This window comes from Eudoraea chungangensis (assembly GCF_029360665.1).
Classification (GTDB): Bacteria; Bacteroidota; Bacteroidia; order Flavobacteriales; family Flavobacteriaceae; genus Eudoraea; species Eudoraea chungangensis.
Window position 1 is genome coordinate 418723 of sequence record NZ_JARDUB010000002.1, and the last position, 24269, is coordinate 442991.

Annotated in this window: 25 protein-coding genes; 21 read left to right on the forward strand and 4 right to left on the reverse strand. The window is 36.6% G+C overall.

Annotated elements, in window-relative coordinates:
- The 11 genes from rsgA (at position 1) to dnaG (ending at position 11068) form a co-directional block, all read left to right on the forward strand.
- A complete protein-coding gene (gene rsgA / locus PXG98_RS06445; protein WP_276389721.1) occupies positions 1-951 on the forward strand; it encodes a ribosome small subunit-dependent GTPase A in 951 nt (316 codons plus the stop codon).
- On the forward strand, positions 948-1403 hold the full coding sequence (gene dtd, locus PXG98_RS06450; RefSeq protein WP_276389723.1) for a D-aminoacyl-tRNA deacylase: 456 nt from the start codon (positions 948-950) through the stop codon (positions 1401-1403). The genes rsgA and dtd overlap by 4 nt, the downstream gene beginning before the upstream one ends.
- Positions 1400-1726: a nucleotide pyrophosphohydrolase gene (locus PXG98_RS06455; RefSeq protein ID WP_276389724.1), complete on the forward strand. Its 327-nt coding sequence runs from the start codon at positions 1400-1402 to the stop codon at positions 1724-1726. The genes dtd and PXG98_RS06455 overlap by 4 nt, the downstream gene beginning before the upstream one ends.
- Positions 1727-1761: 35 nt before the next feature.
- Entirely contained in the window at positions 1762-2991 is a 1230-nt protein-coding gene (locus tag PXG98_RS06460) for a 3-phosphoshikimate 1-carboxyvinyltransferase (RefSeq protein ID WP_276389726.1), read from the forward strand.
- A gap of 87 nt (positions 2992-3078) precedes the next feature.
- Positions 3079-4128 carry a tRNA preQ1(34) S-adenosylmethionine ribosyltransferase-isomerase QueA gene (gene queA, locus PXG98_RS06465; RefSeq protein WP_276389727.1) on the forward strand — a complete coding sequence of 350 codons (1050 nt, stop codon included), beginning with the start codon at positions 3079-3081 and terminating at the stop codon, positions 4126-4128.
- Between the two features lie 67 nt (positions 4129-4195).
- Positions 4196-5236 (forward strand): dual-specificity RNA methyltransferase RlmN, encoded by a 1041-nt coding sequence (gene rlmN, locus PXG98_RS06470; protein ID WP_276389729.1) that lies wholly within the window; start codon positions 4196-4198, stop codon positions 5234-5236.
- 133 nt (positions 5237-5369) lie between these two features.
- Positions 5370-6347, forward strand: coding sequence for a polyprenyl synthetase family protein (locus PXG98_RS06475; RefSeq protein ID WP_276389730.1), 978 nt, complete (start codon positions 5370-5372; stop codon positions 6345-6347).
- A 71-nt stretch (positions 6348-6418) separates the two neighbouring features.
- The gene (locus tag PXG98_RS06480) at positions 6419-6982 is read left to right on the forward strand and encodes an RNA polymerase sigma factor (protein ID WP_276389836.1); all 564 of its coding nucleotides are present in this window, start codon (positions 6419-6421) and stop codon (positions 6980-6982) included.
- A complete protein-coding gene (locus tag PXG98_RS06485; RefSeq protein ID WP_276389732.1) occupies positions 6969-7733 on the forward strand; it encodes a hypothetical protein in 765 nt (254 codons plus the stop codon). Before PXG98_RS06480 ends, PXG98_RS06485 begins: the two co-directional genes overlap by 14 nt.
- A gap of 88 nt (positions 7734-7821) precedes the next feature.
- The gene (locus PXG98_RS06490) at positions 7822-8895 is read left to right on the forward strand and encodes a coiled-coil domain-containing protein (protein WP_276389734.1); all 1074 of its coding nucleotides are present in this window, start codon (positions 7822-7824) and stop codon (positions 8893-8895) included.
- A 193-nt stretch (positions 8896-9088) separates the two neighbouring features.
- Positions 9089-11068 carry a DNA primase gene (gene dnaG, locus PXG98_RS06495; protein ID WP_276389736.1) on the forward strand — a complete coding sequence of 660 codons (1980 nt, stop codon included), beginning with the start codon at positions 9089-9091 and terminating at the stop codon, positions 11066-11068.
- Between the two features lie 78 nt (positions 11069-11146).
- Here dnaG and PXG98_RS06500 read toward each other — a convergent pair whose 3' ends face one another.
- Both PXG98_RS06500 and nadE read right to left on the reverse strand, forming a co-directional pair.
- Positions 11147-11776, reverse strand: coding sequence for a response regulator (locus PXG98_RS06500; RefSeq protein WP_276389738.1), 630 nt, complete (start codon positions 11774-11776; stop codon positions 11147-11149).
- Between the two features lie 166 nt (positions 11777-11942).
- The gene (nadE, locus tag PXG98_RS06505; RefSeq protein ID WP_276389739.1) at positions 11943-12731 is read right to left on the reverse strand and encodes an NAD(+) synthase; all 789 of its coding nucleotides are present in this window, start codon (positions 12729-12731) and stop codon (positions 11943-11945) included.
- Between the two features lie 91 nt (positions 12732-12822).
- On the opposite strand from nadE, the gene gldB reads away from it, so the two are divergent.
- The 3 genes from gldB to PXG98_RS06520 all read left to right on the forward strand — a co-directional run bounded on the left by gldB (position 12823) and on the right by PXG98_RS06520 (position 14868).
- Positions 12823-13785 carry a gliding motility lipoprotein GldB gene (gldB, locus tag PXG98_RS06510; protein ID WP_276389741.1) on the forward strand — a complete coding sequence of 321 codons (963 nt, stop codon included), beginning with the start codon at positions 12823-12825 and terminating at the stop codon, positions 13783-13785.
- A gap of 2 nt (positions 13786-13787) precedes the next feature.
- Positions 13788-14126, forward strand: coding sequence for a gliding motility protein GldC (gldC, locus tag PXG98_RS06515; protein WP_276389742.1), 339 nt, complete (start codon positions 13788-13790; stop codon positions 14124-14126).
- Positions 14127-14472: 346 nt separating this feature from the next.
- Positions 14473-14868, forward strand: coding sequence for a GTPase (locus PXG98_RS06520; RefSeq protein ID WP_276389743.1), 396 nt, complete (start codon positions 14473-14475; stop codon positions 14866-14868).
- A gap of 3 nt (positions 14869-14871) precedes the next feature.
- Here the strand turns inward: PXG98_RS06520 and yihA are convergent, their stop codons facing one another.
- Positions 14872-15483 carry a ribosome biogenesis GTP-binding protein YihA/YsxC gene (gene yihA, locus PXG98_RS06525; protein WP_276389744.1) on the reverse strand — a complete coding sequence of 204 codons (612 nt, stop codon included), beginning with the start codon at positions 15481-15483 and terminating at the stop codon, positions 14872-14874.
- Positions 15484-15490: 7 nt separating this feature from the next.
- Entirely contained in the window at positions 15491-16255 is a 765-nt protein-coding gene (locus tag PXG98_RS06530; protein ID WP_276389746.1) for an alpha/beta fold hydrolase, read from the reverse strand.
- A gap of 269 nt (positions 16256-16524) precedes the next feature.
- On the opposite strand from PXG98_RS06530, the gene mraZ reads away from it, so the two are divergent.
- From mraZ to murD, 7 genes are read left to right on the forward strand one after another with little or no spacing between them, the layout of a single operon-like run.
- Positions 16525-16989: a division/cell wall cluster transcriptional repressor MraZ gene (mraZ, locus tag PXG98_RS06535; protein ID WP_276389748.1), complete on the forward strand. Its 465-nt coding sequence runs from the start codon at positions 16525-16527 to the stop codon at positions 16987-16989.
- The gene (gene rsmH, locus PXG98_RS06540; RefSeq protein WP_276389838.1) at positions 16970-17872 is read left to right on the forward strand and encodes a 16S rRNA (cytosine(1402)-N(4))-methyltransferase RsmH; all 903 of its coding nucleotides are present in this window, start codon (positions 16970-16972) and stop codon (positions 17870-17872) included. The genes mraZ and rsmH overlap by 20 nt, the downstream gene beginning before the upstream one ends.
- Positions 17873-17901: 29 nt before the next feature.
- The gene (locus PXG98_RS06545; protein ID WP_276389839.1) at positions 17902-18222 is read left to right on the forward strand and encodes an FtsL-like putative cell division protein; all 321 of its coding nucleotides are present in this window, start codon (positions 17902-17904) and stop codon (positions 18220-18222) included.
- Positions 18223-20229: a penicillin-binding protein gene (locus tag PXG98_RS06550; protein ID WP_276389750.1), complete on the forward strand. Its 2007-nt coding sequence runs from the start codon at positions 18223-18225 to the stop codon at positions 20227-20229.
- A complete protein-coding gene (locus tag PXG98_RS06555) occupies positions 20226-21689 on the forward strand; it encodes a UDP-N-acetylmuramoyl-L-alanyl-D-glutamate--2,6-diaminopimelate ligase (protein ID WP_276389753.1) in 1464 nt (487 codons plus the stop codon). Before PXG98_RS06550 ends, PXG98_RS06555 begins: the two co-directional genes overlap by 4 nt.
- A gap of 20 nt (positions 21690-21709) precedes the next feature.
- Positions 21710-22930 (forward strand): phospho-N-acetylmuramoyl-pentapeptide-transferase, encoded by a 1221-nt coding sequence (mraY, locus tag PXG98_RS06560; protein WP_276389754.1) that lies wholly within the window; start codon positions 21710-21712, stop codon positions 22928-22930.
- The gene (murD, locus tag PXG98_RS06565; RefSeq protein WP_276389756.1) at positions 22931-24265 is read left to right on the forward strand and encodes a UDP-N-acetylmuramoyl-L-alanine--D-glutamate ligase; all 1335 of its coding nucleotides are present in this window, start codon (positions 22931-22933) and stop codon (positions 24263-24265) included. It begins immediately after the preceding gene.
- Positions 24266-24269 lie beyond the last annotated feature (4 nt).

Here is a 24269-nt window from a genome sequence, read left to right on the forward strand (position 1 = left end):
ATGAAGGGTACGGTTTACAAATCTACTGGCAGTTGGTATACTGTGAAGACCGAAGAAGGTACTACCCATGAATGTAGGATAAGAGGTAAGTTCCGTTTAAAGGGCATTAAGAGTACCAACCCAATTGCTGTTGGGGATCATGTGATATTTCAGCTTGAAACTATTGGGGATGAGACGTTTGGCGTTATTTCAGAAATACAGGAAAGAAAGAATTACATTATCCGAAAATCGGTAAATCTTTCTAAACAAACTCATATTCTGGCAGCCAATTTAGATCAGGTATTTCTTCTTGTTACTTTGAATAATCCTAGAACTTCCACCATCTTTATCGACAGGTTTTTGGTAACATGTGAAGCCTATGATATTAAGACAATACTTCTTTTTAATAAATTAGATATATATAGTACGGAAGAATTAGATGAGATAAAATATCTTGCTGGCATTTATAGAAAAATAGGCTATGAATGTATAGGTATTTCAGCAAAAACAGGAAAAAACGTGTCAAAGGTTAGTGATCTTATGAAAGATAAAGTCAATTTTTTTTCAGGTCATTCTGGTGTTGGGAAGTCTACCTTAGTCAATACTATTGCGCCAGAACTTCAGCTTAAAACGAATGCAATATCTACCCAGCACTATCAAGGACAGCATACCACTACTTTTGCAGAAATGTATGATCTTAGTTTTGGAGCCAAGATAATAGATACCCCTGGAATAAAGGGTTTTGGTGTTGTGGATATGGAGAAAGATGAAATAGGGGATTATTTTCCTGAATTTTTTGCTTTAAAAGAGAATTGTAAGTTTAATAATTGTTTGCATGTAGATGAACCCAAATGTGCGGTAAAGGCGGCTTTGGAAAATGATGAAGTCTCTTGGAGCAGATACCAAAGCTATTTGCAAATACTTAGCGGTGATGAAGATACCTATAGAATTGATAATTACGAAGAGCAATGAGAGCAGTGATACAAAGAGTGCAGCATTGTTCTGTAACGATAGACCATAAAGTGGTTTCTGCCATACAGGAAGGTTTGTTAGTTTTATTGGGGATTGAAGATGCCGATACCTCCGAAGATATTCAATGGCTTTCTAAGAAGATAATAAACATGAGGATTTTTAATGATAAGGAAGGAGTCATGAATTTATCTCTTTTAGATATTAATGGAGAGACTCTAGTAGTGAGCCAGTTTACATTGCATGCGGCAACCAAGAAAGGAAATAGACCTTCTTATGTAAAAGCGGCGAGACCGGATTTAGCTATACCTTTATACGAGCAGTTTTTAAAACAGATAGAAGCAGACCTAGGAAAACAAGTTGGGGCGGGGGTATTTGGTGCTGATATGAAAGTTAGCTTGTTAAACGACGGCCCCGTTACCATACTTTTGGATACAAAAAATAAAGAATTATGAATATTAAGGATGCACAAAAGGCGGTGGATGATTGGATAAATGAGCATGGGGTTCGGTACTTCAATGAATTAACCAATATGGCGCAACTTACTGAGGAAGTAGGAGAAGTAGCGAGAATAATTGCCAGACGATACGGAGAGCAAAGCGAAAAAGATTCTGATAAGAGTAAAGATTTAGGAGAAGAATTGGCCGACGTTGTTTTTGTGGTATTGTGCCTTGCCAATCAAACCGGAATTGATTTGCAACAGGCATTGGAAAAAAAAATGGACCTAAAAGCGAAAAGAGATCATCAGAGGCATCAAAATAATCCTAAACTGAAATAGTTTGTATCTTTACCTTTTGCTAAAAATCAATACTTTTGAATTTACTCCTTAGAGGCCCTAAAAATAAAAACCTCAACACTCAGCTTAATATAACCGGCTCTAAAAGCGAAACGAATAGGCTTCTTTTGCTTCAGGCAATTTATCCTAACCTCAGTCTCAAAAACCTTTCCGTTTCTGATGACGGAGAGGCCATGGCTAAGGGGTTAGGAATTGAATCTGGCACCGTTGATATCCATCATGCAGGAACTGCTATGCGTTTTTTAACGGCATTTTTTGCCTCACAGGAAGGGAAAGAAATTATTCTTACCGGGTCTAAACGAATGCAGGAGCGGCCAATTAAGGTTTTAGTGGAGGCATTAATTCAATTAGGTGCTGAAATTGATTATGTGGAAAACGATGGTTTTCCACCTATTAAGATTGTTGGAAAAAACCTAAGCAAGAAAAAAGTAAGTCTCCCAGCCAATATTAGTAGTCAGTACATTTCTGCTCTTTTGTTAATTGCACCTAGTTTGCAAAGGGGTTTGGAATTAGAATTAATTGGAAAGATAACCTCTGTACCGTATATAAAAATGACATTGGCTCTTTTAGATCAAATAGGAGTTAGCAGTCAATTTAGCGGTAATTCAATCAAAGTACTCCCTTGTAAAAGTGTAAAAGACCTGACCATAACAGTAGAATCTGATTGGAGCTCTGCTTCGTATTTCTACAGCTTAATCGCTATGAGCGATGTGGGGAGTAACATTTGTTTGTCGTCGTATAAAACAGATAGTCTGCAGGGTGATAGTATTTTAACGGAACTATATACTTTCTTTGGTGTAGAAACCGTATTTGAAGACGACCTTCTATATATTCACAAAAAAAAGAGCCCAGAAAAGGACTCTTTTAGCTATGATCTTACCAACGCTCCGGATTTGGCTCAAACAGTTGCTGCTACTTGTTTTGGATTAGGTATGTCCTGTAATTTAATAGGTTTACATACCCTAAAAATAAAGGAGACAGATAGGTTGGTGGCCATGGAAAACGAACTGACAAAACTTGGGGCCAAGGTCAGCATCACAGATTTTTCTCTCACCCTTGCCGCTTCCAAAATACATTCGGAAGAGGTTAGTATTAATACCTACAACGATCATCGAATGGCCATGGCATTTGCTCCATTGGCACTCCTAAGACCTTTAAAAATAAACGATGCCGAAGTTGTTTCTAAGTCTTATCCTAACTTTTGGAAGGACTTTCAACAAATAGGATTTATTACAAAGGAGGTTTAATCCATATTTAAACTTGCATTTACTTGACTTCGCCTATACCACTATCGTATATTTGCCACCGCAAAAAAGACTCACTAAAACACCTATATGAAATTATCACACTTTAATTTTGAATTGCCAAAAGAGTTATTGGCAGAATATCCCGCTGAGAATAGAGATGAATCTAAATTGATGGTTGTCCATAGAGAAACTGGAAAAATTGAACACAAAATGTTCAAAGACCTTATAAATTACTTCGATGAAGGTGATGTAATGGTCCTTAACAATACCAAAGTTTTTCCTGCAAGACTTTATGGGAATAAAGAAAAAACTGGCGCAAGAATTGAAGTATTTTTATTACGCGAATTAAATGAAGAACAACGACTTTGGGATGTTTTGGTAGATCCGGCAAGGAAGATAAGAATCGGTAATAAGTTGTATTTTGGAGAAGATGAGACTCTGGTCGCTGAAGTGATAGATAATACAACCTCCAGAGGTAGAACGCTTCGTTTTTTATACGACGGTTCCTATACAGATTTTAGAAGAAAATTAAGAGAACTGGGCGAAACTCCCTTGCCTAAATATATTAAGCGAGAAGTAGAACCGGAGGATGAAAGTAGATACCAAACTATTTATGCTAAATACGAGGGAGCGGTTGCAGCGCCTACAGCAGGATTGCATTTTTCTAAACACCTTTTGAAACGCCTGGAAATTAAGGGTATAGATTTTGCCGAACTTACTTTACATGTAGGATTGGGTACTTTTAGTCCTGTAGAAGTGGAAGATCTTTCTAAGCATAAGATGGATAGCGAAGAATTAGTTATCGAAGAGAAGGCTACAGAAATTGTAAATTCGGCCAAGTTGAACAAGCGTAAGATTTGTGCTGTGGGAACAACTGCCATGCGAGGTTTAGAGAGTGCAGTTTCTTCGGAACATACTTTAAATACTTTTGACGGTTGGACCAATAAGTTTGTTTTTCCTCCATATGATTTTAGTATAGCCAACGCAATGGTCACTAACTTTCATCTGCCTAAATCCACTCTTTTAATGATGGTGTCGGCATTTATGGGGCACGACTTAATGAAAAGGGCTTACAAAGAAGCCATAATAGAAGGATACAGGTTTTATTCATACGGTGATGCTATGCTGATCATATAATGGATAGCCTTTACTATAATGTATATCCTGTCTTTTCTTTAATGGTTAGACAGGATTTTTTTTAAGGATGAGTGATAAAAAAGACATACGGGCGCTTACCAAAGAACAGTTACGGAGTTTTTTCGAAGAGATAGGGCAGCCGGCATTTAGAGGAAATCAGGTTTATGAATGGTTGTGGCAAAAATCTGTTCATTCTTTTGATGCCATGACTAATATTTCTAAAGCTACTAGGGCCAAACTCCAAGAACAATTTGTAATTAACCATATTAAGGTAGATCAGTTGCAAAGAAGTTCTGATGGTACCATTAAAAATGCAGTTAGGTTACATGATGATTTAATTGTAGAATCTGTATTGATTCCTGTTAAAGACAGAACAACGGCCTGTGTCTCTAGTCAGGTTGGATGTAGTCTAGATTGTCAGTTTTGTGCTACAGCCAGACTGAAAAGGATGCGAAACCTAAATCCAGATGAAATATATGATCAGGTAGTGGCAATTCACAATGAGAGCCTTCTATATTTTAACAGACCTCTCACAAATATTGTTTTTATGGGGATGGGGGAACCCTTAATGAATTACAATAACGTACTTAAGGCAATTGATAAAATAACTTCTCCAGAGGGTTTAGGAATGTCTCCGAAAAGAATAACAGTATCTACTTCTGGAGTGCCAAAAATGATTAAAAAATTAGCTGATGACAAAGTTAGATTTAATCTGGCCGTTTCCTTACACTCGGCCATAGAAGAAGTAAGAACATCTATCATGCCCTTTAATGCCACCTTTAGTCTAACAGATTTAAGAGATTCCTTGATCTATTGGTATAAGCAAACCAAAAGCAGAATTACTTATGAATATGTAGTTTGGGAGGGTATTAATGACAAACCTAGGGATATTGAAGCTTTGATTAAATTCTGTAAGTTCGCGCCTGCAAAAGTAAATTTAATTGAGTACAATCCTATTGATGATGAACGATTTCGGCAGGCCTCCTCTAGGGCTATTGAGGCTTATGTAAAAGCATTAGAGGAGGAAGGAATTACGGTAACTGTAAGAAGGTCAAGAGGAAAAGATATAGACGCCGCCTGTGGACAACTTGCCAACAAAACTACTTAGGATAAGGCTAATTCTTAGAGAAAGGCGTCACAAGACGATTTATTAATTCAGGAAATCCTTTATTTCCTATTTCAGACTTCTTTCCCCTTTATATTTTGCCTAATTTTAGCAAAAAGAAGAAACATATCACCTCTTGAAAATTGTAGCACAAATTTCGGAACCCATAAGCATGGAAATGGAACTTTTTGAAAGAAAGTTCAGGGAATCTATGTTAACTAATGTTGCGCTACTAAATCGAATTACGTACTATATTGTCAATAGAAAGGGGAAACAGATGCGCCCTATGTTTGTGTTCCTTACGGCAAAACTGGTTAACAATGGGGAAGTAAATGAAAGAACTTATAGGGGAGCCTCCGTGATTGAATTAATTCATACCGCCTCTTTAGTGCATGACGATGTTGTAGACGATAGTTATAAGAGAAGAGGATTTTTTTCCATAAATGCCTTGTGGAAAAATAAGATTGCAGTTTTAGTAGGCGATTATCTACTTTCTAAAGGAATGCTCCTTTCTGTGGAATACGAAGATTTTGATCTGTTGAAAATTATTTCTGTGGCTATAAGAGAAATAAGTGAAGGAGAATTATTGCAAATTGATAAGGCCCGAAGATTAGATATAACAGAGGAGGTCTACTACGAGATCATTAGGCAAAAAACCGCTACCTTAATCGCTGCATGTTGTAGTTTAGGAGCGTGCTCCGTTAAACCTGAGAGTAAGGAAGTGGAGGCCTTTAGAAAGTTTGGTGAACTGTGCGGTATGGCTTTTCAAATTAAAGATGATTTATTCGACTATGGGACAGAAAAAATTGGGAAGCCTACGGGTATAGATATTAAGGAACAGAAGATGACTTTACCATTAATTTATACCCTAAACAATTGCTCGTCCAAAGAGAAGAAGTGGCTAATTAATTCAGTCAAGAATCATAATAAAGATAAAAAAAGAGTAAAAGAGGTAATCTCCCTTGTAAAGGAAAGAGGAGGACTGCGATATGCAGAACAAAAGATGAATGCCTTTAAAAACGAAGCTCTTGAACTATTAAATACATATCCAGATTCTCCATATAAAGATGCCTTACGTCTTATGGTTAATTATGTAGTAGATAGGAAGAAATAATTTATTTTATCTTCAGGCAACCTTTCTAAAAGCAAAAGCGTCTATCTAATTAGAAGACTAGAATGAAAGCTTTGAAAATCATATCATTTTACAATAACGAAAAGGGTTTAATTCGTAAAGCTGCGAAGGGAAATAACAATGCTCAGCGTGTTATTTTTGAAAAGTACTCTCCTAAAATGCTTGGTGTATGCAGACAATATATTAAGGATATACATTTTGCTGAAGATGTAATGATTAAAAGTTTTGTAAAAGTCTTTGATAAAATAGACTCCTTTAGACAGGAAGGAAGTTTTGAAGGATGGATTAGAAAAATAATGGTTAGAGAGTGTATTTCCTTTTTAAGGAAAAAACAATTTGTTGTTTTTGATGAAGAAGCAATTGATAACCATATTGGATCTGAGGACGCGCTTTCCAGTGATTTGGACGCAGAGTATTTACAAAGAATGATAGATAGATTGCCAGAAGGTTATAGAATGGTATTTGTTTTATTTGCCATAGAGGGTTACAAGCATAACGAAATTGGTTCTATGTTAAATATTTCTGAAAGTACTTCCAAGTCACAATTGTTTAAGGCGAGAAGAATTTTAAAAGAACAATTAAGAAAACAAAATGTGTTGGGTTATGGAACCGAATAAACTAGAAAAACATTTTCGAAAGACGTTTGCGGAAAGAGAAATACAACCTTCTCCGGAGGCTTGGCATAAGATTAATAATGAGATAAAGAAGGACAAGACTCGTGCGAATTTGCCCTGGTTGAGATATGCTAGTGCTGCGGCTATTGTTTTATTTGTTTTTGGCGCAGTCTTCTATTTTGATAAACAAAATACTCAGGAGTTTATTATACCCGCTAACCATAATCTCGAAGAGACTATTGTGAATTCTGATGCCGACAAGCATACCCCTATAGAGAAACAAAAGCGGGAAGATACTAGAGGGAATATTGTTGCCGAGGATATTGAGAAACCAATAAAATCAAGTGCGAATCCTACTAAGATAAAGGTTTCATCAAAATCGAATCCGCATCCTCAAAATACAGAGGTGACAAGGACTAATACTAAGGAAGCGCAGAATGTAATTAAAGAGTTGCCAAAGGATAAAACCGATCTTCTAATTGATAGAAAAATAGAGGAAGTAATGGCCGAGGTAATGGTTTTAGAGAGTAATAAAAATGAGTTGTCCGACATAGAAGTTGAGGCGCTTTTAGTTAAAGCACAAAAGGAAATCTTAGATGATGCACTTTTTAGACCAGACCATTCTATTGATCCTAATACACTTTTGTCACAAGTAGAAAATGAGTTGGATCAGTCCTTTAGAGACCAAATCTTCGATAAGCTTAAAACAGGTTTTAAGAAAGTTAGAACTGCTGTAGCAGATCGAAATAATTAAGTAATACCAGAACACTTATTCTATTTTTAATTTTTTTCAATGGAGGAATTGAAAGGAGTTTATTCATCAATAACAAATCAAAACAATCATGAGAACAATCATTAATTATTTAGTCGTTTTTTCACTATGCATCTTTACTACCACACTGATGGCTCAGGAAACTGCAGACCAACAGATTCAGGAGTTAAAATTGGAAAGAGAACGGGTAACATTACAAGAAAAAAAGGCTCTAAAAAGCGAAGTTGAAGCGATTAACAGCAGACTAGAAAAGGGAACCTTGACCAAAGAAGAAGCCGACGAACTTAAAGAGGAAGCGGCAAAAAAACGGGCTCTTAATATCGAAGATAGACTTAGCATTATTGATAATAAAATTGCAATTTTAGAAAGGAACGGCTTAGAAAATCCCTCAGAATTAGCCATAGAAGAAGACAAGGAAGAAAAGGAGGAAAAGACAACTGTGATAAAAATAGATCGAGATGATTGGGATTTATTCTACAATGAGAATGGATGGTCGAAGTATGATAGGAGAACATACTCTGATTTTGTAATAGCATTCGGATTAAATAATGCAATTATAGATGGTGAATCCTTGGAAGATACACCGTATAAAGTTTGGGGAAGTAGATTTTTTGAAATTGGTTGGAACTGGAGAACAAGGGTTTTTAATAATTCAAACTTTTTAAGATTCCACTATGGCTTTTCTTTTCAGTTTAACGGATTAAAATCCAAAAATAATTTTTACTACACCACCAACGAGCTTGGGGAAACCGTTTATGAACAGTTTCCTTATGATTTAAGTAAGTCAAAACTTAGAATGGATAATCTGGTGGTTCCAGTATATTTTGAATTTGGTCCTTCAAAGACCAAAGTTAGTCAGAATAGTATACGGTATTCTCTGAATAACCAATTTAGGATAGGTCTCGGAGGCTATGGCGGATTTAATTTAGGGACCCGTCAGAAGTTAAAATACAACAGGGACGGTCAAAATGTCAAGGAGAAACTAAAGGGTGGTATTAACAGTAGTCAGTTTATATACGGTTTATCTGGTTATATGGGAGTAGATTGCTTTCTGGTTTATGTAAAATACGACCTAAATCCAATTTTTAGGGATTATACTCCCGAGCAAAGAAATATATCTTTTGGATTACGATTTACCTTGTAGTAAATCCAAATAAAAATCATAAAAGTATTTGCTTCATAAAGCTGAAATATCGAAGCTTCCGGGGTTCAAAACCTCCGGAAGTTTTTCTTTCCCAATGATTTTCTTGCGCAAATTTTTAGTTTCAAAATCGAGCTGAAATTACTTTATATTGCATCCTTCTATTTTCGTATTTTTACAGACTAGCATTTACAATTTGATTTCAAAAGTTACTATAGATCAGGTATATGAAACCGCTCGCTTAGAAGAGGTGATTGGGGATTTTGTGCAGCTCAAAAAATCTGGTTCTAATTTTAAAGGCCTAAGTCCTTTTACAGATGAACGTTCCCCAAGTTTTATGGTATCGCCTGTAAAACAAATATGGAAGGACTTTAGTAGTGGGAAAGGAGGTAATGTAGTGGCTTTTTTAATGGAGCACGAACATTTTACTTATCCCGAAGCCATTAAATATCTCGCTAAGAAGTATAATATAGAAGTTGAAGAAACGGAGAGAACAGATGCTCAAAAAGAAATGGCAAATGAGCGCGAAAGCATGTACTTGGTGTCTGAATTTGCGCAAAAGTATTTTGCCAATGTCCTTTGGAATCAGGAGTTGGGCAAGGCAATTGGCTTAAGTTATTATAAAGAAAGAGGTTTTAGCGATGAAAGTATAAAAAAGTTTGGGTTGGGATATTGCCTTGATCAATGGGAAGCTTTCACTGAACATGCCCTCGGAAAAGGGTATAAGGAAGAGTTTTTAGTTAAAACCGGGCTTACTATATTAAAAGAGAATTCGGCGAATCCTGAATTAACCAAACGTTTTGACAGGTTTAAGGGAAGAGTTATGTTCCCTATTCATTCTATGAGTGGGCGAGTACTTGGTTTTGGTGGAAGAATCCTGACCAATGATAAGAAAGCAGCCAAATATCTGAATTCTCCGGAAAGTGATATTTACCATAAGAGTAAGGTGCTTTATGGGATTTATTATGCCAAACAGGCAATTGCCAGGGAAGATAATTGCTATCTGGTTGAAGGTTACACAGATGTTATACAGTTATACCAAAGCGGAATCCACAATGTAGTCTCATCAAGCGGGACTGCACTTACTCCCGAACAAATAAGGTTAATAAATAGACTGAGCTCTAATATCACTGTGCTTTTTGATGGAGATGCAGCAGGTTTAAGAGCCTCTCTTAGGGGTATAGATTTAATCTTGGAACAAGGAATGAACGTACGGGTTTGTACCTTTCCAGAGGGCGAGGATCCCGATAGTTTTGCTAGAAAAAATTCTAAAGAAGAAATTGAGAACTATCTAAAGGATAATTCTAAAGATTTTATACAGTTTAAAACTTCTCTTCTTAATGAGGAAGCGGCGAATGATCCAATAAAAAGAGCGGACACCATTAAGGAGATAGTATCTAGCATATCTAAAATTCCCGACCGGATAAAGAAGGAGGTCTATGTACAAGAATGTGCTCGCATCATGAGTATTTCAGAAGAAGTCTTGTTTAATGCTCTGGCCCAAATTACAAATAAAAAGAGGAGGGAAGACTTAAAGAAAACCAATATTCCCGAAAACAAGGCCTTTGAAGTTCTAAAGCACAGTCCAAAACAGGAGAAGCTAAATCTGCAATTCGAACTAGAGAAAAAGATTATTGAAATGCTCTTGCTTTATGGAGATCTACTACAGGAATTTGAGGATCTTGTGCTAAAAGAAAACGAATCAGGTGATTTGGTCCTTGAACCAGAGAATACGGAAGTAAAGGTTTATGAAAAGGTATTCCTAGATCTACAAGAGGACGAGATTGAACTCACCGATGATAATTTTAGGGCTATTTATTATAAATTAATTGAAGCTCTAAGTCAAAAAGAGGATTTTTCAATTCAATTATTTCTAAATGATCTCGACAATGAGATGGGCTCACAAGTATCTTCCATTTTAATGGAAGAAGAGAAATATGAATTACATGAATGGGCAAGAAAGGATATTTATCCCAAAGAAAAGGAAAAGAGTATATCGCAATTGGTTAGTGAGACTATTTTAACCCTGAGGTGTTTTTTGGTTAAAAAGAGAATTTCCTCCTTACAAAATAATACCCAAGGAGCAGATAACAATAAGGAATTGCTCGAGGAAATAATGAATTACCTGCAATTGAATAAACTGTTGAATAAAAAATTAAACCGAGTACTTTCCTAATACTTCTTCTAAAGAAGAAAAAGAAAAGGCCCTAATTGCTCTAATTAGGACCTTTTTTTATGGTAAAATATTCAGTTTTTAATATAATTCTAAGGCTTTAGCCTGTTGTAACAAATCTACCAAATTGTCTACATTTAGCTTTTTCATAAGACGAGCCTTATACGTACTAACGGTTTTTTCGTTAAGGTTGAGACCAAGGGCCACGTCTTTATTTCTTTTGCCACTTGCCAATAATTTCAATACTTCAATTTCTCTTGTAGAAAGTTTTCTAAAGAATCTTCGTGGTTTTTGTGTGCCTTCGTCAAAGGCCAGTCTCTGTGCTAATTCATTCGTAATAAACATGCTTCCTTCACTGACTTTTCTAACTGCTGAAATAATATAGTCTAAATCTGCTGTTTTGGACAGATAGCCAAATGCTCCAGCCCTAATTGTACTTAAGGCATAAACATCTTCTGATTGCCCGCTGTATATAAGAACCTTTACGTTCGGATGCTCTTGTTTTAACTTTCTAAGGGTAGCGATCCCATTTATTTCTGGGATATCCATTTCTAAGATTACTACATCCGGACTTAGCTTCTCTAGCTTTCTGAATAGTTCGTTGGTAGTTGCAGCATCATCTATAATATCAAATTGGGAAGTATTGCTAAGCACTTGTCTAATTCCCAAGCGGACTACGGGATGATTATCGGCAATTAAAACTTTTATCATAAGGATTGGTTTCTAGAATTTAACGAGTCGCATTGTCCAAAAATACTGACATGCAATGTAAGGTTAAAATATCTAATTTCTTAAACAAAATTCTACTTTTTTTCCCTAAAAATGAGAACAATAAGACGATTATTCGATTTAATTAACTGATTCTTAGTTAAGAGGTTTATTTTAACTCTTCAGGAATTTCGCAAACCGGAATAGGAATCATTTTATGTCGATTAGCGGTATTATATCGGCTATAAATGGTAAATACTTCTTTTTCTCTTCCTTCAAAATCTTCTGTAGTTTTTCCTTCATCCTTCATGCGCATTGCCCACTCTAATTCCGGGTATGAAGCACCAATTTGATCTTCATCCGTTCGGGAGTCGCCCCATAAACCATCTGTAGGAGGGGCTACTAGAATTTCGTGGTTAACTCCTAAAAACTTAGCAACTTCATATACTTCTGTTTTTAATAAATCTGCAATGGGGCTCAGATCTACTCCTCCATCACCATATTTAGTGTAGAATCCAATGCCAAAATCTTCAACCTTATTTCCGGTTCCAGCTACTAAATAGCCCTTAAGTCCTGCAAAATAATAAAGTGAAGTCATCCTAAGTCGAGCTCTAGTATTGGCTAAAGACATCATCCTACTTTCTTCATTATCTACCTCAGGTAAGGCTAAAATAAGATTGTCAAAGACCGGAGTCAGATTTACTTCTACCCGCGAAACATTATCAAAATGCTTCATCAACCATTCAATATGGTTGGTTGCCCTGGTAACCTGCTTAGCACCTTGATGTATTGGCATCTCTACGCACAACAGTTGTAACCCAGTTTTTGCACATAAGGTTGAGGTAAGAGCAGAATCTATACCTCCTGAAACACCAATTACAAAACCTTTACATTTTGCATTGTTTGCATAGGACTTGAGCCAGTCCACTATATGGTCTACTACCTTTTCTGCTTGCATAAGACGAATTTTTATTTGGAAATAGTAACTTTGCTGGGTTAAAAATAAAACCTAGGGCGTTAATAAGAAAATAGAAGCGTAAATACTTTATATGAAAGGAACAATTATTATCCTATTATTGGCTGTTTTGTTAATTTCCTCTTGCAAGAATGCAGATAAAATTCCTACAGAAATAAGCGACAAGGAAATCGACTTAAGAATTTCCCGTTTTGACCGGGAGTTTATGGAAATTGCCCCGAATGAATTCGATTTGTTAAAAGAGAAATATCCTTTTCTTTTCGCACAACAATATTCCGATAGTGTATGGCTTGCTAAGCAGCAAGACTCTTTGCAGCTGGAACTCTATAAAGAGGTAGAAGCTGAATTTCCTGATTTCATAGAAGAGGCACAAGAGTTAGAGCTTCTTTTTAAACACATTACCTATTACTTTCCAAACTACCCTCTGCCATGGGTTATTACTTTGATTTCAGACGTAGACTACCAAAATAGAGTAATTCTCACGGATTCACTCTTATTGATAGGTTTAGACAATTATCTAGGAGAAGACCATAGATTTTATGGGGGTATGGACAGATATATTGCCTCTGGTTTAGAGAAAGAAAATTTGATTAGCGATGTAAGTAGTGCCTTTTGTAAAAAACTTATTAAGTTTCCGAGGGATCGGATGTTTTTAGCGCAAATGATGTATTATGGGAAGGAATTATATATTAAGGAGAAATTAATGCCATGGCAGTCGGATGCTCTCAAAATTGGATATTCTGAAACAGAATTACTATGGGCTCAAGAAAATGAAGAGCAGATTTGGAGATATTTTATTGAAAGAGAACTATTGTACAGTACAGATAACAAGTTGGCCGCTCGTTTTTTAGATCCAGCACCGTTTTCAAAATTTGGTCTGGAATTGGATAATGAATCCCCTGGACGAATAGGAAGATTTATGGGTTGGCAAATTGTAAGTTCTTTTATGAATAATAATGAAGTAAGCCTTGTTCAATTGTTGGACCTGCCCGCGGATGAGATATTTAAGAGGTCTAAATATAAACCTAGAAAATAAAAATGAAAAAATTACATACATCAGAAATTACCCTAACCGTTGGACTAGATGAAAATCGAGTACCTGAAAAACTAAACTGGTCTGCACAAGATGGTGGGATAGAGAATGAAGAAGCCAAGGCTATGCTTTTGTCTGTCTGGGATAGTAAAAATCAGGAGTCTCTAAAAATTGACCTGTGGACCAAGGATATGCCCGTAGATGAAATGAAAATATTTTTTCACCAAACCCTTTTGGCATTGTCCGACACTTTTATGAAGGCTACACAAGACGAAAAAATGACAGCAACTATGAAAGACTTTTGTGCCTATTTCGCAGAGAAATTAGAACTTTCTAAAGATTAGTCTTAGGGTTTCGTTATAGGCCTTCCTTCCGACATTAAAGTTTTTTAGACCTAGCTAGCTGTATTCCGGCCAGGATTCAGAAGTAGTTTCTTTATCTTGCTTGTTAGGCATTAGTAGGTCGTTCCTGTTCCCTTGGGAATGGATCTCTGGATTAACATATGCCATCATGTGAATCTAGACCAGAACCGGGGATAATCAGTAGACTGGAAATCAAGCAGTGGAAGATTCCTGATGTATATTTAAAACAGATTCTTGCCTTAGGGCTGTAAGTTTCTTTTATATCGATAGACCTACTACTAATACGATGTCACAATTCACCTTAAATTAAAGTCCTCCTATTTTAAGTATGGAAAATCAAAATAGTTCTACCTTGCTTTTTGTTTACAATGCAGATAATGGTTGGCAGAATGTTATAATAGATGGGGTACATAAAATACTGTCACCGAAAACCTATCCATGTAAATTATGTGAAATTACCCATGGCTTTTTTAGCGAAAAAAAGAAATGGAAAGATTTTTTAAACCACTACGATAGAAAAATGGAATTTTTACACCGCGATCAGTTTAAAAAGCAATATGCATCAAAATTTGGATATAAATTTGAGTTTCCGATTGTTCTTTTGGAAGAAAGGGGAGAACTTCAGGTGTTTATTTCAACCGAGGAGCTAAATCAACTTGGAGATTCGGAAGACTTGATACAATTTATCAAAAATAGAGATTCGGGAAGTAAGTCTGCCGAGTAATGGCTATTTGTTTTTGATTAAACTAGTGTTAATGTTCTCAATGTAGTTAAGGACTTCTTCTCTTCCATAAGAGGAGGAAGAAGAGGTTACAAAATATGTTGGTGCTTCCTCCCATATACCATCTAATAAGGCTTGTATATAAGATTCCACATTTCTTTGGACGGCCATTGGTTTTAATTTATCGGCTTTGGTAAAAATGATGGCAAATGGAATTCCGTTTTCGCCCATCCATTCCATAAATTCTAGGTCTACTGGCTGCGGTTCATGTCTTATATCGATCAATAAGAATGCAGCTATAAGTTGTTCTCTTTTTAAGAAATAATCCGTGATATATTTCTGAAATGTCTTTTTTGATTTTTTAGATACTCTGGCATATCCGTACCCGGGTAAATCTACCAAATACCACTGTTTGTTAATGATGAAATGATTTATTAATTGAGTTTTTCCAGGCCTGCCAGAAGTTTTGGCCAAACTTTTCCTTGAGGTAAGCATATTGATCAGGGATGACTTGCCTACATTAGACCTGCCAATAAAAGCATATTCCGGAAAAGGAGCGGAAGGACATTTATCCACACTCGAATTACTCATTAAAAAGTCTGCCGACTTGATTTTCATAGCTCTATTAGAACTTTCTTTTCTGCAGCCAAGCATCAAGAATTTGATTAAACTCTTCTGGATGTTCCATCATTGGAGCGTGTCCACACTTTTCTATCCAAAACAACTCAGAATCGGGTAGTAACTCATGAAATTCTCTAGCCACATTAGGAGGGGTCACCGAATCATTTTCACCCCATATAATACAGGTTGGAGTTTTCATTTTAGGTAAATCTTTAGACATATTATGTCTTATGGCACTTTTTGCAATTGCCAAAGTCTTTACAAGTTTCATCCTGTCGTTTACCGTTTCAAAGACTTCATCCACAATTTCTTTGGTTGCTACTTTGGGATCATAAAAAACATCTTGTGCTTTCTTTTTAATAAATTCATAATCCCCTCGTTTCGGATATCCATCTCCCATGGCGCTTTCATAAAGACCAGAACTTCCGGTGATTACTAATGCTTTTACCATTTGCGGATATAGTTTTGTATGCAGAAGACCAATATGCCCGCCTAAGGAATTTCCTAATAGAATTACATCCTTTAATTCTTTGAACTCTATAAACTTTTCAAGAAATTTGGCGAAATTTTTTACGTTGGTTTTAAGCATGGGCATGTCGTAGATGGGCAATTCGGGCACCAATACTCTATAGCCCTTTTTGGGAAAGTAGTCTGTGACACCATGAAAATTGCTTAAGCCACCCATGAGGCCGTGTAGTATTATCATGGGAGTACCTTCTCCTACTTCTATAAACCTGAATTTTCCTTCTTTTTTAATCTCGGGTTTCATGTACAAATGCTTGTGGCATTAGTGCGCAAATATAGGCAATTCGATAGAATACCAATACTTTTGTATAAAAGTGCTAGAGATAAACAGCACTTACTTTTACTCAGTACAAATAAGACAAATGATTTATTTCTTATCTCACGGATGACAAACTTCCCAATCCTTCTAAGTTAAATTAAAGACTTTTTATCAACAAAGTGGTAAATTGTGGTAAATTGTGGTAATAAATTCTATATATTTGAGTTGTATTACACAAAGCCAACCATTTAGAAGTGATAAGTTTCATAGGAACATACGATTGTAAGGCAGATGTTAAGGGTCGGGTGATGATACCTGTAACCCTAAAAAACCAATTGGCCCCTGTACTTACCAAAGGCTTTGTTATTAAACGATCTGTTTTTCAACCTTGTTTGGAATTATACCCCATGGATGAATGGAGTCTGCTAATGCAGAAAATGAATAAGAAGAACAGGTTTAAGAAAAAGAACAACGATTTTATTAGAAGATTTTCAGCCGGAGTTAAGCCAGTGGAAATTGATGCAACTGGGAGGTTATTAATACCGAAAAACTTAGTTTCTGTAGCAGGTATTAAGAAGGAGGTGGTTCTGAGTTCTGCTATTAATATTATTGAAATTTGGGATAAGGATAGTTATGAAAAGGTGCTTGATGATACGGCGGAGAATTTTGCCGAATTAGCCGAAGAGGTAATGGGAGATGATGGAGACGAATTATCATAATCCAGTTTTATTAAAGGAGTCTATCGATGGACTTAATATTGTTGAAGGTGGGGTTTATGTAGATGCCACCTTTGGAGGTGGAGGACATTCTAAGGCAATTCTAGAACGACTTGGAAGTAGTGGAAAGTTGTTTGCCTTTGACCAAGATGAAGAGGCTCTGGACAATGTTATCGAGGATGATAGATTTACCTTGATTAATGAAAACTTTAGGTTTTTAAAGCAGTTTTTAAAGTTCTATGGCATTCGAGAAGTTGATGGGATTTTGGCAGACTTTGGGGTTTCTTCGCATCAGTTCGACACGGCAGATAGGGGGTTTTCTACTCGTTTTGAAGCGGTATTAGACATGCGGATGAGTAAAAGGAATTCTAAAAGTGCGTATGACATTATAAATGCGTATTCCTACGATGATCTTCGCAAAGTGCTTTTTAATTATGGAGAGCTACGGAACGCAGATGCTATTGCTGCTGTATTGATCGAAAATAGGGATATGGGTGCTATTAAAACGAGTTCTAGATTAAAGGAGGTTCTAAAGAAATTTTTACCGCCTTTCAAAGAGAATAAAATTTTGGCTCAAATATATCAGGCTATTAGAATAGAAGTAAATGAAGAATTACTGGTTTTGGAAGAGTTTTTAAACCAGACCATAGAGGTGGTTAAACAAGGAGGTCGCCTTAGTCTTATCAGCTACCATTCGTTAGAAGATAGACTTGTGAAAAGATTTATACAGGCTGGTAATTTTAGTGGTGAGATAGAAAAGGATTTTTATGGAAATACCAATTTACCATTTAAAAAAATAGGCAAGCTTATTGTGCCAACGGAAAGGGAAGTAAAAACTAACAATAGAGCACGTAGTGCCAAATTAAGAATAGCCGAAAGGAATTAGAAGATAAGGAATAATAGCTAGTAAAAATGATGCGGAAAAATTTAGTTGACCTGTTAAGAGGAAAATTTTTGGTTAGCGGGGACGCTCCAAAGAACTGGATGTTTATCATCTTTATTTCCATCCTTGCTACAGTTATGATCGCTAGTTCTCATAGTGCAGATCGAAAAGTTCATCAGTTGGCAGCTTTAAATGAAGAAATTAAAGAATTAAAAAATGAATTCGTAGATATGCGGTCTGATGTCCAAAGGCTAAAACTTGAGTCAACCATCGGGGCCACGGTAGAAGCAAAAGGACTCTACCCTTCAGAAGTACCCCCACGAAAAATCAAAGTAAAAAGTGCTAAGAAGTAAATGGCAATAACCGAAAAAAAAATACTGACAAGACTCTATATCATTTCTGGATGTCTCTTTCTGTTTGCGATTGCGGTAGCAGTAAAGTTAGTTATGATCCAGATGGTGCAGGGTGATAGGTACAAGGAAATGGCCATGCAACGAACTGAAAAACTATTTACGATAGCACCCAATAGAGGTAACTTATATTCCGACGATGGGAGTTTGTTAGCGACTTCCGTATCTAAATACACCATTCGTTTTGATGCTGTTACCGTTAAAGCTAAAGATTTTGAAGAGAATATTGGACCACTTAGCAAGGCTCTTGCAGGCTTACTGGGTAAATCGGCCGCCCATTATGAGGATGTTCTGCGTAAAGCCCGTGTTAACAAAAATAGATATGCCTTAATATCACGTAATCTCGATTATTCAGAGTATACAGCAATTAAAGAGTTCCCCCTTTTTAGAAAAGGTCCTAATCGAGGAGGTATTATTGTAGAACAAAAAACAGTAAGGGAACATCCTTTAGGTAAAATTGCAGAACGTTCCATTGGTTATGAACGCTTTGATGAGAATGGCTATGCTACTAGAGTAGGCCTGGAAGGGGCTTTTGGCATTTATCTCAGAGGAGTAGAGGGAAAAAGATTAAAGCAAAAAATAGCCAAAGGTCAGTGGAAACCTCTAGGATTAGACAATATTATTGAACCTCAGGATGGCTATGACGTAGCCTCAACCATAGATATAAATATACAAGATATTGCCCATCATGGATTGCTAACGCAACTCGAAAAATATAAGGCAGATCACGGTTGTGTAATTGTAATGGAGACTCAAACAGGGGAGATTAAGGCAATCTCCAATCTGGGAAGAACACAAGAAGGAAAGTACTATGAGAGACTCAACTATGCTATAGGAGAGTCGCATGAACCTGGATCTACCTTTAAATTGATGTCATTGGTGGCTGCATTGGAGGATAAGAAGATTGATACCAGTACTATAGTAGATACCGAGAAAGGCAGATGGCGCATCTATGACAGATGGGTTAGAGATTCCAAGCGAGGAGGATACGGGAAAATATCTATGGCAAAAGCTTTTGAGGTGTCTTCCAATACTGCATTTGCAAAAATGATTCACAATTCTTACAAGGAAAAACCAAGTGTATATGTAGACAGATTAATGTCTATGGGCTTGCATCAAGAATTAGGAATGCCCATCAAAGGAGAAGGTGTCCCCGTTATTCGGTATCCCGGGGATAAAGGATGGTCGGGAATTTCTTTGGCTTGGATGTCTCATGGTTACGAGGTTTCCCTAACACCTTTACAAACACTTGCATTTTACAATGCTATCGCTAATGACGGGGAATTAGTAAAACCACGCCTAATTAAAGAGGTCAGGGAATGGAATAAGACAATTTATAAGTTTGATAAGGAAGTTCTCAATGAATCTATTTGCTCCAAAGAAACTGCTGTGCAAGTGCAAGATCTTCTTAAAAATGTAGTTGAGAAGAAACATGGCACGGGACATGGTCTGTACTCCTCTAGTTTTTCTATGGCAGGTAAAACTGGCACAGCACAAAAGAACTATGTAAGTAAAGATCCAGATAAACTAAAATACATTTCCACCTTCGCAGGATATTTTCCAGCAGATAACCCCAAATATTCTTGTATTGTAGTCATCCATGAGCCAGACAAAAGCGTTGGCTATTATGGCGCAGATGTTTCGGGCCCAGTTTTTAAGTCTATAGCTCGGAAGATATATGCCAACAATCCACTAATCGATGAAATTGAAAGTTTGGAGCCCTTAAATGCGGCTCTAGATCAAAATTTTGAAGCCTATTATACGCAATCACAAAAGAAGCAAGAAAGGGTGCCAAATGTAAAGGGAATGAGTGGAATGGATGCGATATCCATTCTTGAAAACCTTGGATTACAGGTCATAGTAAAGGGAAATGGGAAGGTGAAAAAGCAATCCGTTGCTAAAGGAGCTCCAATAAAAAAAGGCACTAAAATAATACTGGAACTTTCATGAAACCATTAAAGGATATTCTTTTTGGGGTAAGTTTAAGAGCGGTGAGCGGGTCTACAGCGACGAATATCAATGCCATTAAATTTGATTCTAGAGAGGTAAAGGAAAAGGATGTATTTGTTGCAGTCAGAGGAACTATAACCGATGGCCATAAATATATTGAGAAGGCTATATCAAAAGGTGCCGGTGCTGTTGTATGTGAGGAAATGCCCAAAGAATTAGTGGACAATATATGCTATGTAGTTGTGCCGGATACGAATCAGGCTTTGGCAATCATGGCTTCTAATTATTATGAAGTTCCTTCTAAAAATCTTAAACTCATAGGAGTTACTGGGACCAACGGTAAAACAACGGTAAGTAGTTTGTTATATCAACTATTTAAAAAGGCAGGATATAAAGTAGGCCTCCTATCCACTATAAAAATAATGATTGATGAGATAGAGCACCCAACAACGCATACCACACCAGACGCCATAACGATAAATAAAAACCTCTCACAAATGAATGAGGCGGGGGTAGAGTTTTGTTTTATGGAAGTTAGTTCTCATGGCATTCATCAGAAAAGAACTGAAGGCCTTTATTTTGAAGGTGCCATTTTTACCAACCTATCTCATGATCACCTAGATTATCATAAGACTTTTGCAGAGTATAGAGATACCAAGAAAATTCTTTTTGACAAGCTTAACAAGAGGGCTTTCGCGCTGGCCAATATTGATGATAAGAATGGATTAGTAATGCTGCAAAATACCAATGCGAGAAAATTCACGTATGCACTAAGGTCCTATGCTGATTACAGGGCACAAATCTTGGAAAATCAATTTAATGGACAATTGTTGAAGATAGACGAAAATGAGCTTTGGACCAGGTTGATAGGTGACTTCAATGCCTATAATATTCTAGCAATCTACGCTACCGCTGATCTTTTGGGACTTGAAAAATTTGAAACACTAAGAATATTAAGCGAATTAGAAAATGTTGATGGAAGATTTCAATATTTTATATCGTCAAAAAAAATAACGGCTATTGTTGATTATGCCCATACGCCGGATGCACTAAAAAATGTACTTGATACTATCAATGCATTGAGGACTGGAAATGAAAACGTCATCACCGTAGTGGGGTGTGGTGGTGATCGTGACAGGTCTAAGCGTCCGGTTATGGGTCATATCGCTTCTGAATATAGTTCCAGAGCTATATTCACTTCTGATAATCCTAGATCGGAAAATCCCACCTCCATCATACAAGAAATGGAAGCAGGAGTAGAGGGCCATAATGTAAAAAAGACACTATCTATTGAAAATCGAAAACAGGCTATTAAAACTGCCTGTCAGTTAGCAGATCCTAACGACATAATTCTCGTGGCAGGTAAGGGACATGAAACCTATCAAGAAACCAATGGTATTAGAGATGACTTTGATGATTTTAAAATAGTAAAGGAATTATTAATCGATTTGAGTAAGTAAGATAAAAACAGACCTAAGGCATGTTATATTATTTGTTTGAATTTTTGGAAAATGAATACCAATTCCCAGGAGCTACCCTTTTTCGGTTTCTCTCTTTTAGGGCCGCGATGGCAGTTTTGTTATCCTTAATTCTAGCCACAGTCTATGGAAAGCAAATAATTCTTTTTCTAAGGAAAAAGCAGATTGGAGAAACTATTCGAGACCTAGGCTTAGAAGGGCAGAAACAAAAATCTGGTACTCCTACCATGGGTGGTCTTATTATTATAATGTCTACGCTAATTCCTGTTTTACTCTTTGCAAGGCTAGATAATATCTATGTGATCTTACTAATAGTAACTACCATTTGGATGGGCATTATTGGTTTTGTTGATGATTATATCAAGATTTTTAAAAAGAATAAACAAGGCCTTAAAGGAAGATTTAAGGTAATGGGTCAGGTGGTTTTGGGATTAATGGTGGGTGCAACTTTGTTTTTCCATCCGGAAGTTACAATGAAAGAAAAGAGTAGTACTACTATAACGAGGCAGTATGAAGTGCTAGAGGTAGAAGGGCTGGTTGTAAAATCTACGAAAACTAACATTCCTTTCTTAAAAAATAATGAATTAGACTATGCCAATATAATTTCTTGGATGGGAGAAGGGGCTGCAGAATACGCCTGGCTCATATTTATACCCGTTGTTATTTTTATTGTAACGGCGGTTTCCAATGGAGCCAATCTAACGGACGGAATAGACGGATTGGCAGCAGGTACGTCGGCAATAATTGTCCTCACATTAGGAATCTTTGCATGGGTTTCTGGTAACATCATTTTCTCAGACTATTTGGATATTTTTTTCATCCCAAACGCAGGTGAGTTAGTTGTTTTTATTGCTGCTTTTGTTGGAGCCTTGGTTGGATTTTTATGGTACAACGCATTTCCGGCACAGGTTTTTATGGGAGATACGGGTAGCCTTACAATTGGTGGAGTTATTGCCGTCATTGCGATTATTGTGAGAAAAGAATTATTGATTCCTCTCCTGTGTGGAATCTTTTTTGCCGAAACTATTTCGGTAATGCTGCAGGTGAGCTATTTCAAATATACCAAGAAGACTTTGGGTGAGGGTAAAAGAATTTTTTTGATGGCGCCTTTGCATCATCACTACCAGAAGAAAGGATATCACGAGAGTAAAATTGTAACGCGTTTTTGGATTATTGGAATTTTGTTAGCGATAATAACTATTGTGACACTGAAAGTTCGATAAATGGAATACCTAGTGGTACTTGGAGGAGGAGAAAGTGGAGTTGGTGCTGCCTTGCTGGGAAAACAAAAAGGATACAAAGTCTTTGTTTCCGACAGAGGTATAATTAAGAAGAAATATAGAGACGTTCTTGAACATTTTGAAATAGACTGGGAAGAAGAAAAGCATACTGAAGCAGAAATTCTAAAGGCCAATTTAGTGGTAAAAAGCCCGGGAATACCAGATAACGCAAGTCTAATACAAGAGATTTTAGGCTTGAATATACCCGTTATATCTGAAATAGAATTTGCATCGCGCTATACCGATGCTGTTTTAATTGGTATAACTGGGAGTAACGGAAAAACAACCACTACAATGCTTACCTATCACCTTTTAAAAGAAGCTGGGTTAGATGTAGGAATGGCTGGTAATATAGGCGATAGTTTTGCCAAGATGCTTACGGAGAAACAGCATAAGTATTACGTATTAGAAATTAGTAGTTTTCAATTAGACGGTATTAGGGAGTTTCGACCACATATCGCTGTTATCACCAATATAACGCCTGATCATTTAGACAGATACGACTATTCTTTCGAAAAATACACTGCTTCTAAATTTAGAATAGCCAAAAACCAAAAGTCTTCGGATTATTTACTCTATGACCAAGAAGACAGTACTATAAATGAGGGCTTTAAAATACATCCCGTTTACTCAAAAAAAATACCCTATGCATCCGAAGGGCCAATGGAAAATGCTTCTTGGATGGATGAAGAAAAGATATATATAAAGACACATAATAAATTAATTAAAATGAGAACAGATTCTTTGGCATTGGAAGGAAAACACAACATCAAGAACACTATGGCCGCAGCCACAGTGGCAAAGCTTGTGGGCATTAGAAAAGAAAGCATAAGGAATAGTATTCAGACTTTCCAAGGGGCGGAACATCGTTTGGAAAAAGTCCTAAAAATACATCATGTTCAATATATAAACGATTCTAAAGCGACAAACGTCAACGCAACTTACTACGCATTGGATAGTATGAACACACCTGTGGTCTGGATAGTTGGAGGAGTGGATAAAGGAAATGATTACAAGGCGTTAATGCCATTAGTGAGAGAGAAAGTGAAAGCAATTATATGTCTTGGTATGGATAATGAAAAGTTGAAACAAGCCTTCCAAAACGCTGTTGACTTATTTGTAGAAACCTATGCCATGTCGGAAGCAGTAAAAGTGGCGTATAAAATAGCAGATCGAGGAGATACTGTATTGCTGTCTCCAGCCTGTGCGAGCTTTGACCTATTTGAAAATTACGAGGACAGAGGGAATCAATTTAAAGAAGCGATCAAGAATTTATAATGCA

What these genes read in the sequence shown, in the direction of transcription:
- rsgA (WP_276389721.1), top strand. Translation starts at nt 1, where the DNA reads ATGAAGGGTACGGTTTACAAATCTACTGGCAGTTGGTATACTGTGAAG.
- dtd (WP_276389723.1), top strand. Translation starts at nt 948, where the DNA reads ATGAGAGCAGTGATACAAAGAGTGCAGCATTGTTCTGTAACGATAGAC.
- PXG98_RS06455 (WP_276389724.1), top strand. Translation starts at nt 1,400, where the DNA reads ATGAATATTAAGGATGCACAAAAGGCGGTGGATGATTGGATAAATGAG.
- queA (WP_276389727.1), top strand. Translation starts at nt 3,079, where the DNA reads ATGAAATTATCACACTTTAATTTTGAATTGCCAAAAGAGTTATTGGCA.
- rlmN (WP_276389729.1), top strand. Translation starts at nt 4,196, where the DNA reads ATGAGTGATAAAAAAGACATACGGGCGCTTACCAAAGAACAGTTACGG.
- PXG98_RS06485 (WP_276389732.1), top strand. Translation starts at nt 6,969, where the DNA reads ATGGAACCGAATAAACTAGAAAAACATTTTCGAAAGACGTTTGCGGAA.
- PXG98_RS06490 (WP_276389734.1), top strand. Translation starts at nt 7,822, where the DNA reads ATGAGAACAATCATTAATTATTTAGTCGTTTTTTCACTATGCATCTTT.
- PXG98_RS06500 (WP_276389738.1), bottom strand. Translation starts at nt 11,776, where the DNA reads ATGATAAAAGTTTTAATTGCCGATAATCATCCCGTAGTCCGCTTGGGA.
- nadE (WP_276389739.1), bottom strand. Translation starts at nt 12,731, where the DNA reads ATGCAAGCAGAAAAGGTAGTAGACCATATAGTGGACTGGCTCAAGTCC.
- gldB (WP_276389741.1), top strand. Translation starts at nt 12,823, where the DNA reads ATGAAAGGAACAATTATTATCCTATTATTGGCTGTTTTGTTAATTTCC.
- gldC (WP_276389742.1), top strand. Translation starts at nt 13,788, where the DNA reads ATGAAAAAATTACATACATCAGAAATTACCCTAACCGTTGGACTAGAT.
- PXG98_RS06520 (WP_276389743.1), top strand. Translation starts at nt 14,473, where the DNA reads ATGGAAAATCAAAATAGTTCTACCTTGCTTTTTGTTTACAATGCAGAT.
- yihA (WP_276389744.1), bottom strand. Translation starts at nt 15,483, where the DNA reads ATGAAAATCAAGTCGGCAGACTTTTTAATGAGTAATTCGAGTGTGGAT.
- PXG98_RS06530 (WP_276389746.1), bottom strand. Translation starts at nt 16,255, where the DNA reads ATGAAACCCGAGATTAAAAAAGAAGGAAAATTCAGGTTTATAGAAGTA.
- rsmH (WP_276389838.1), top strand. Translation starts at nt 16,970, where the DNA reads ATGGAGACGAATTATCATAATCCAGTTTTATTAAAGGAGTCTATCGAT.
- PXG98_RS06545 (WP_276389839.1), top strand. Translation starts at nt 17,902, where the DNA reads ATGCGGAAAAATTTAGTTGACCTGTTAAGAGGAAAATTTTTGGTTAGC.
- PXG98_RS06550 (WP_276389750.1), top strand. Translation starts at nt 18,223, where the DNA reads ATGGCAATAACCGAAAAAAAAATACTGACAAGACTCTATATCATTTCT.
- PXG98_RS06555 (WP_276389753.1), top strand. Translation starts at nt 20,226, where the DNA reads ATGAAACCATTAAAGGATATTCTTTTTGGGGTAAGTTTAAGAGCGGTG.
- mraY (WP_276389754.1), top strand. Translation starts at nt 21,710, where the DNA reads ATGTTATATTATTTGTTTGAATTTTTGGAAAATGAATACCAATTCCCA.
- murD (WP_276389756.1), top strand. Translation starts at nt 22,931, where the DNA reads ATGGAATACCTAGTGGTACTTGGAGGAGGAGAAAGTGGAGTTGGTGCT.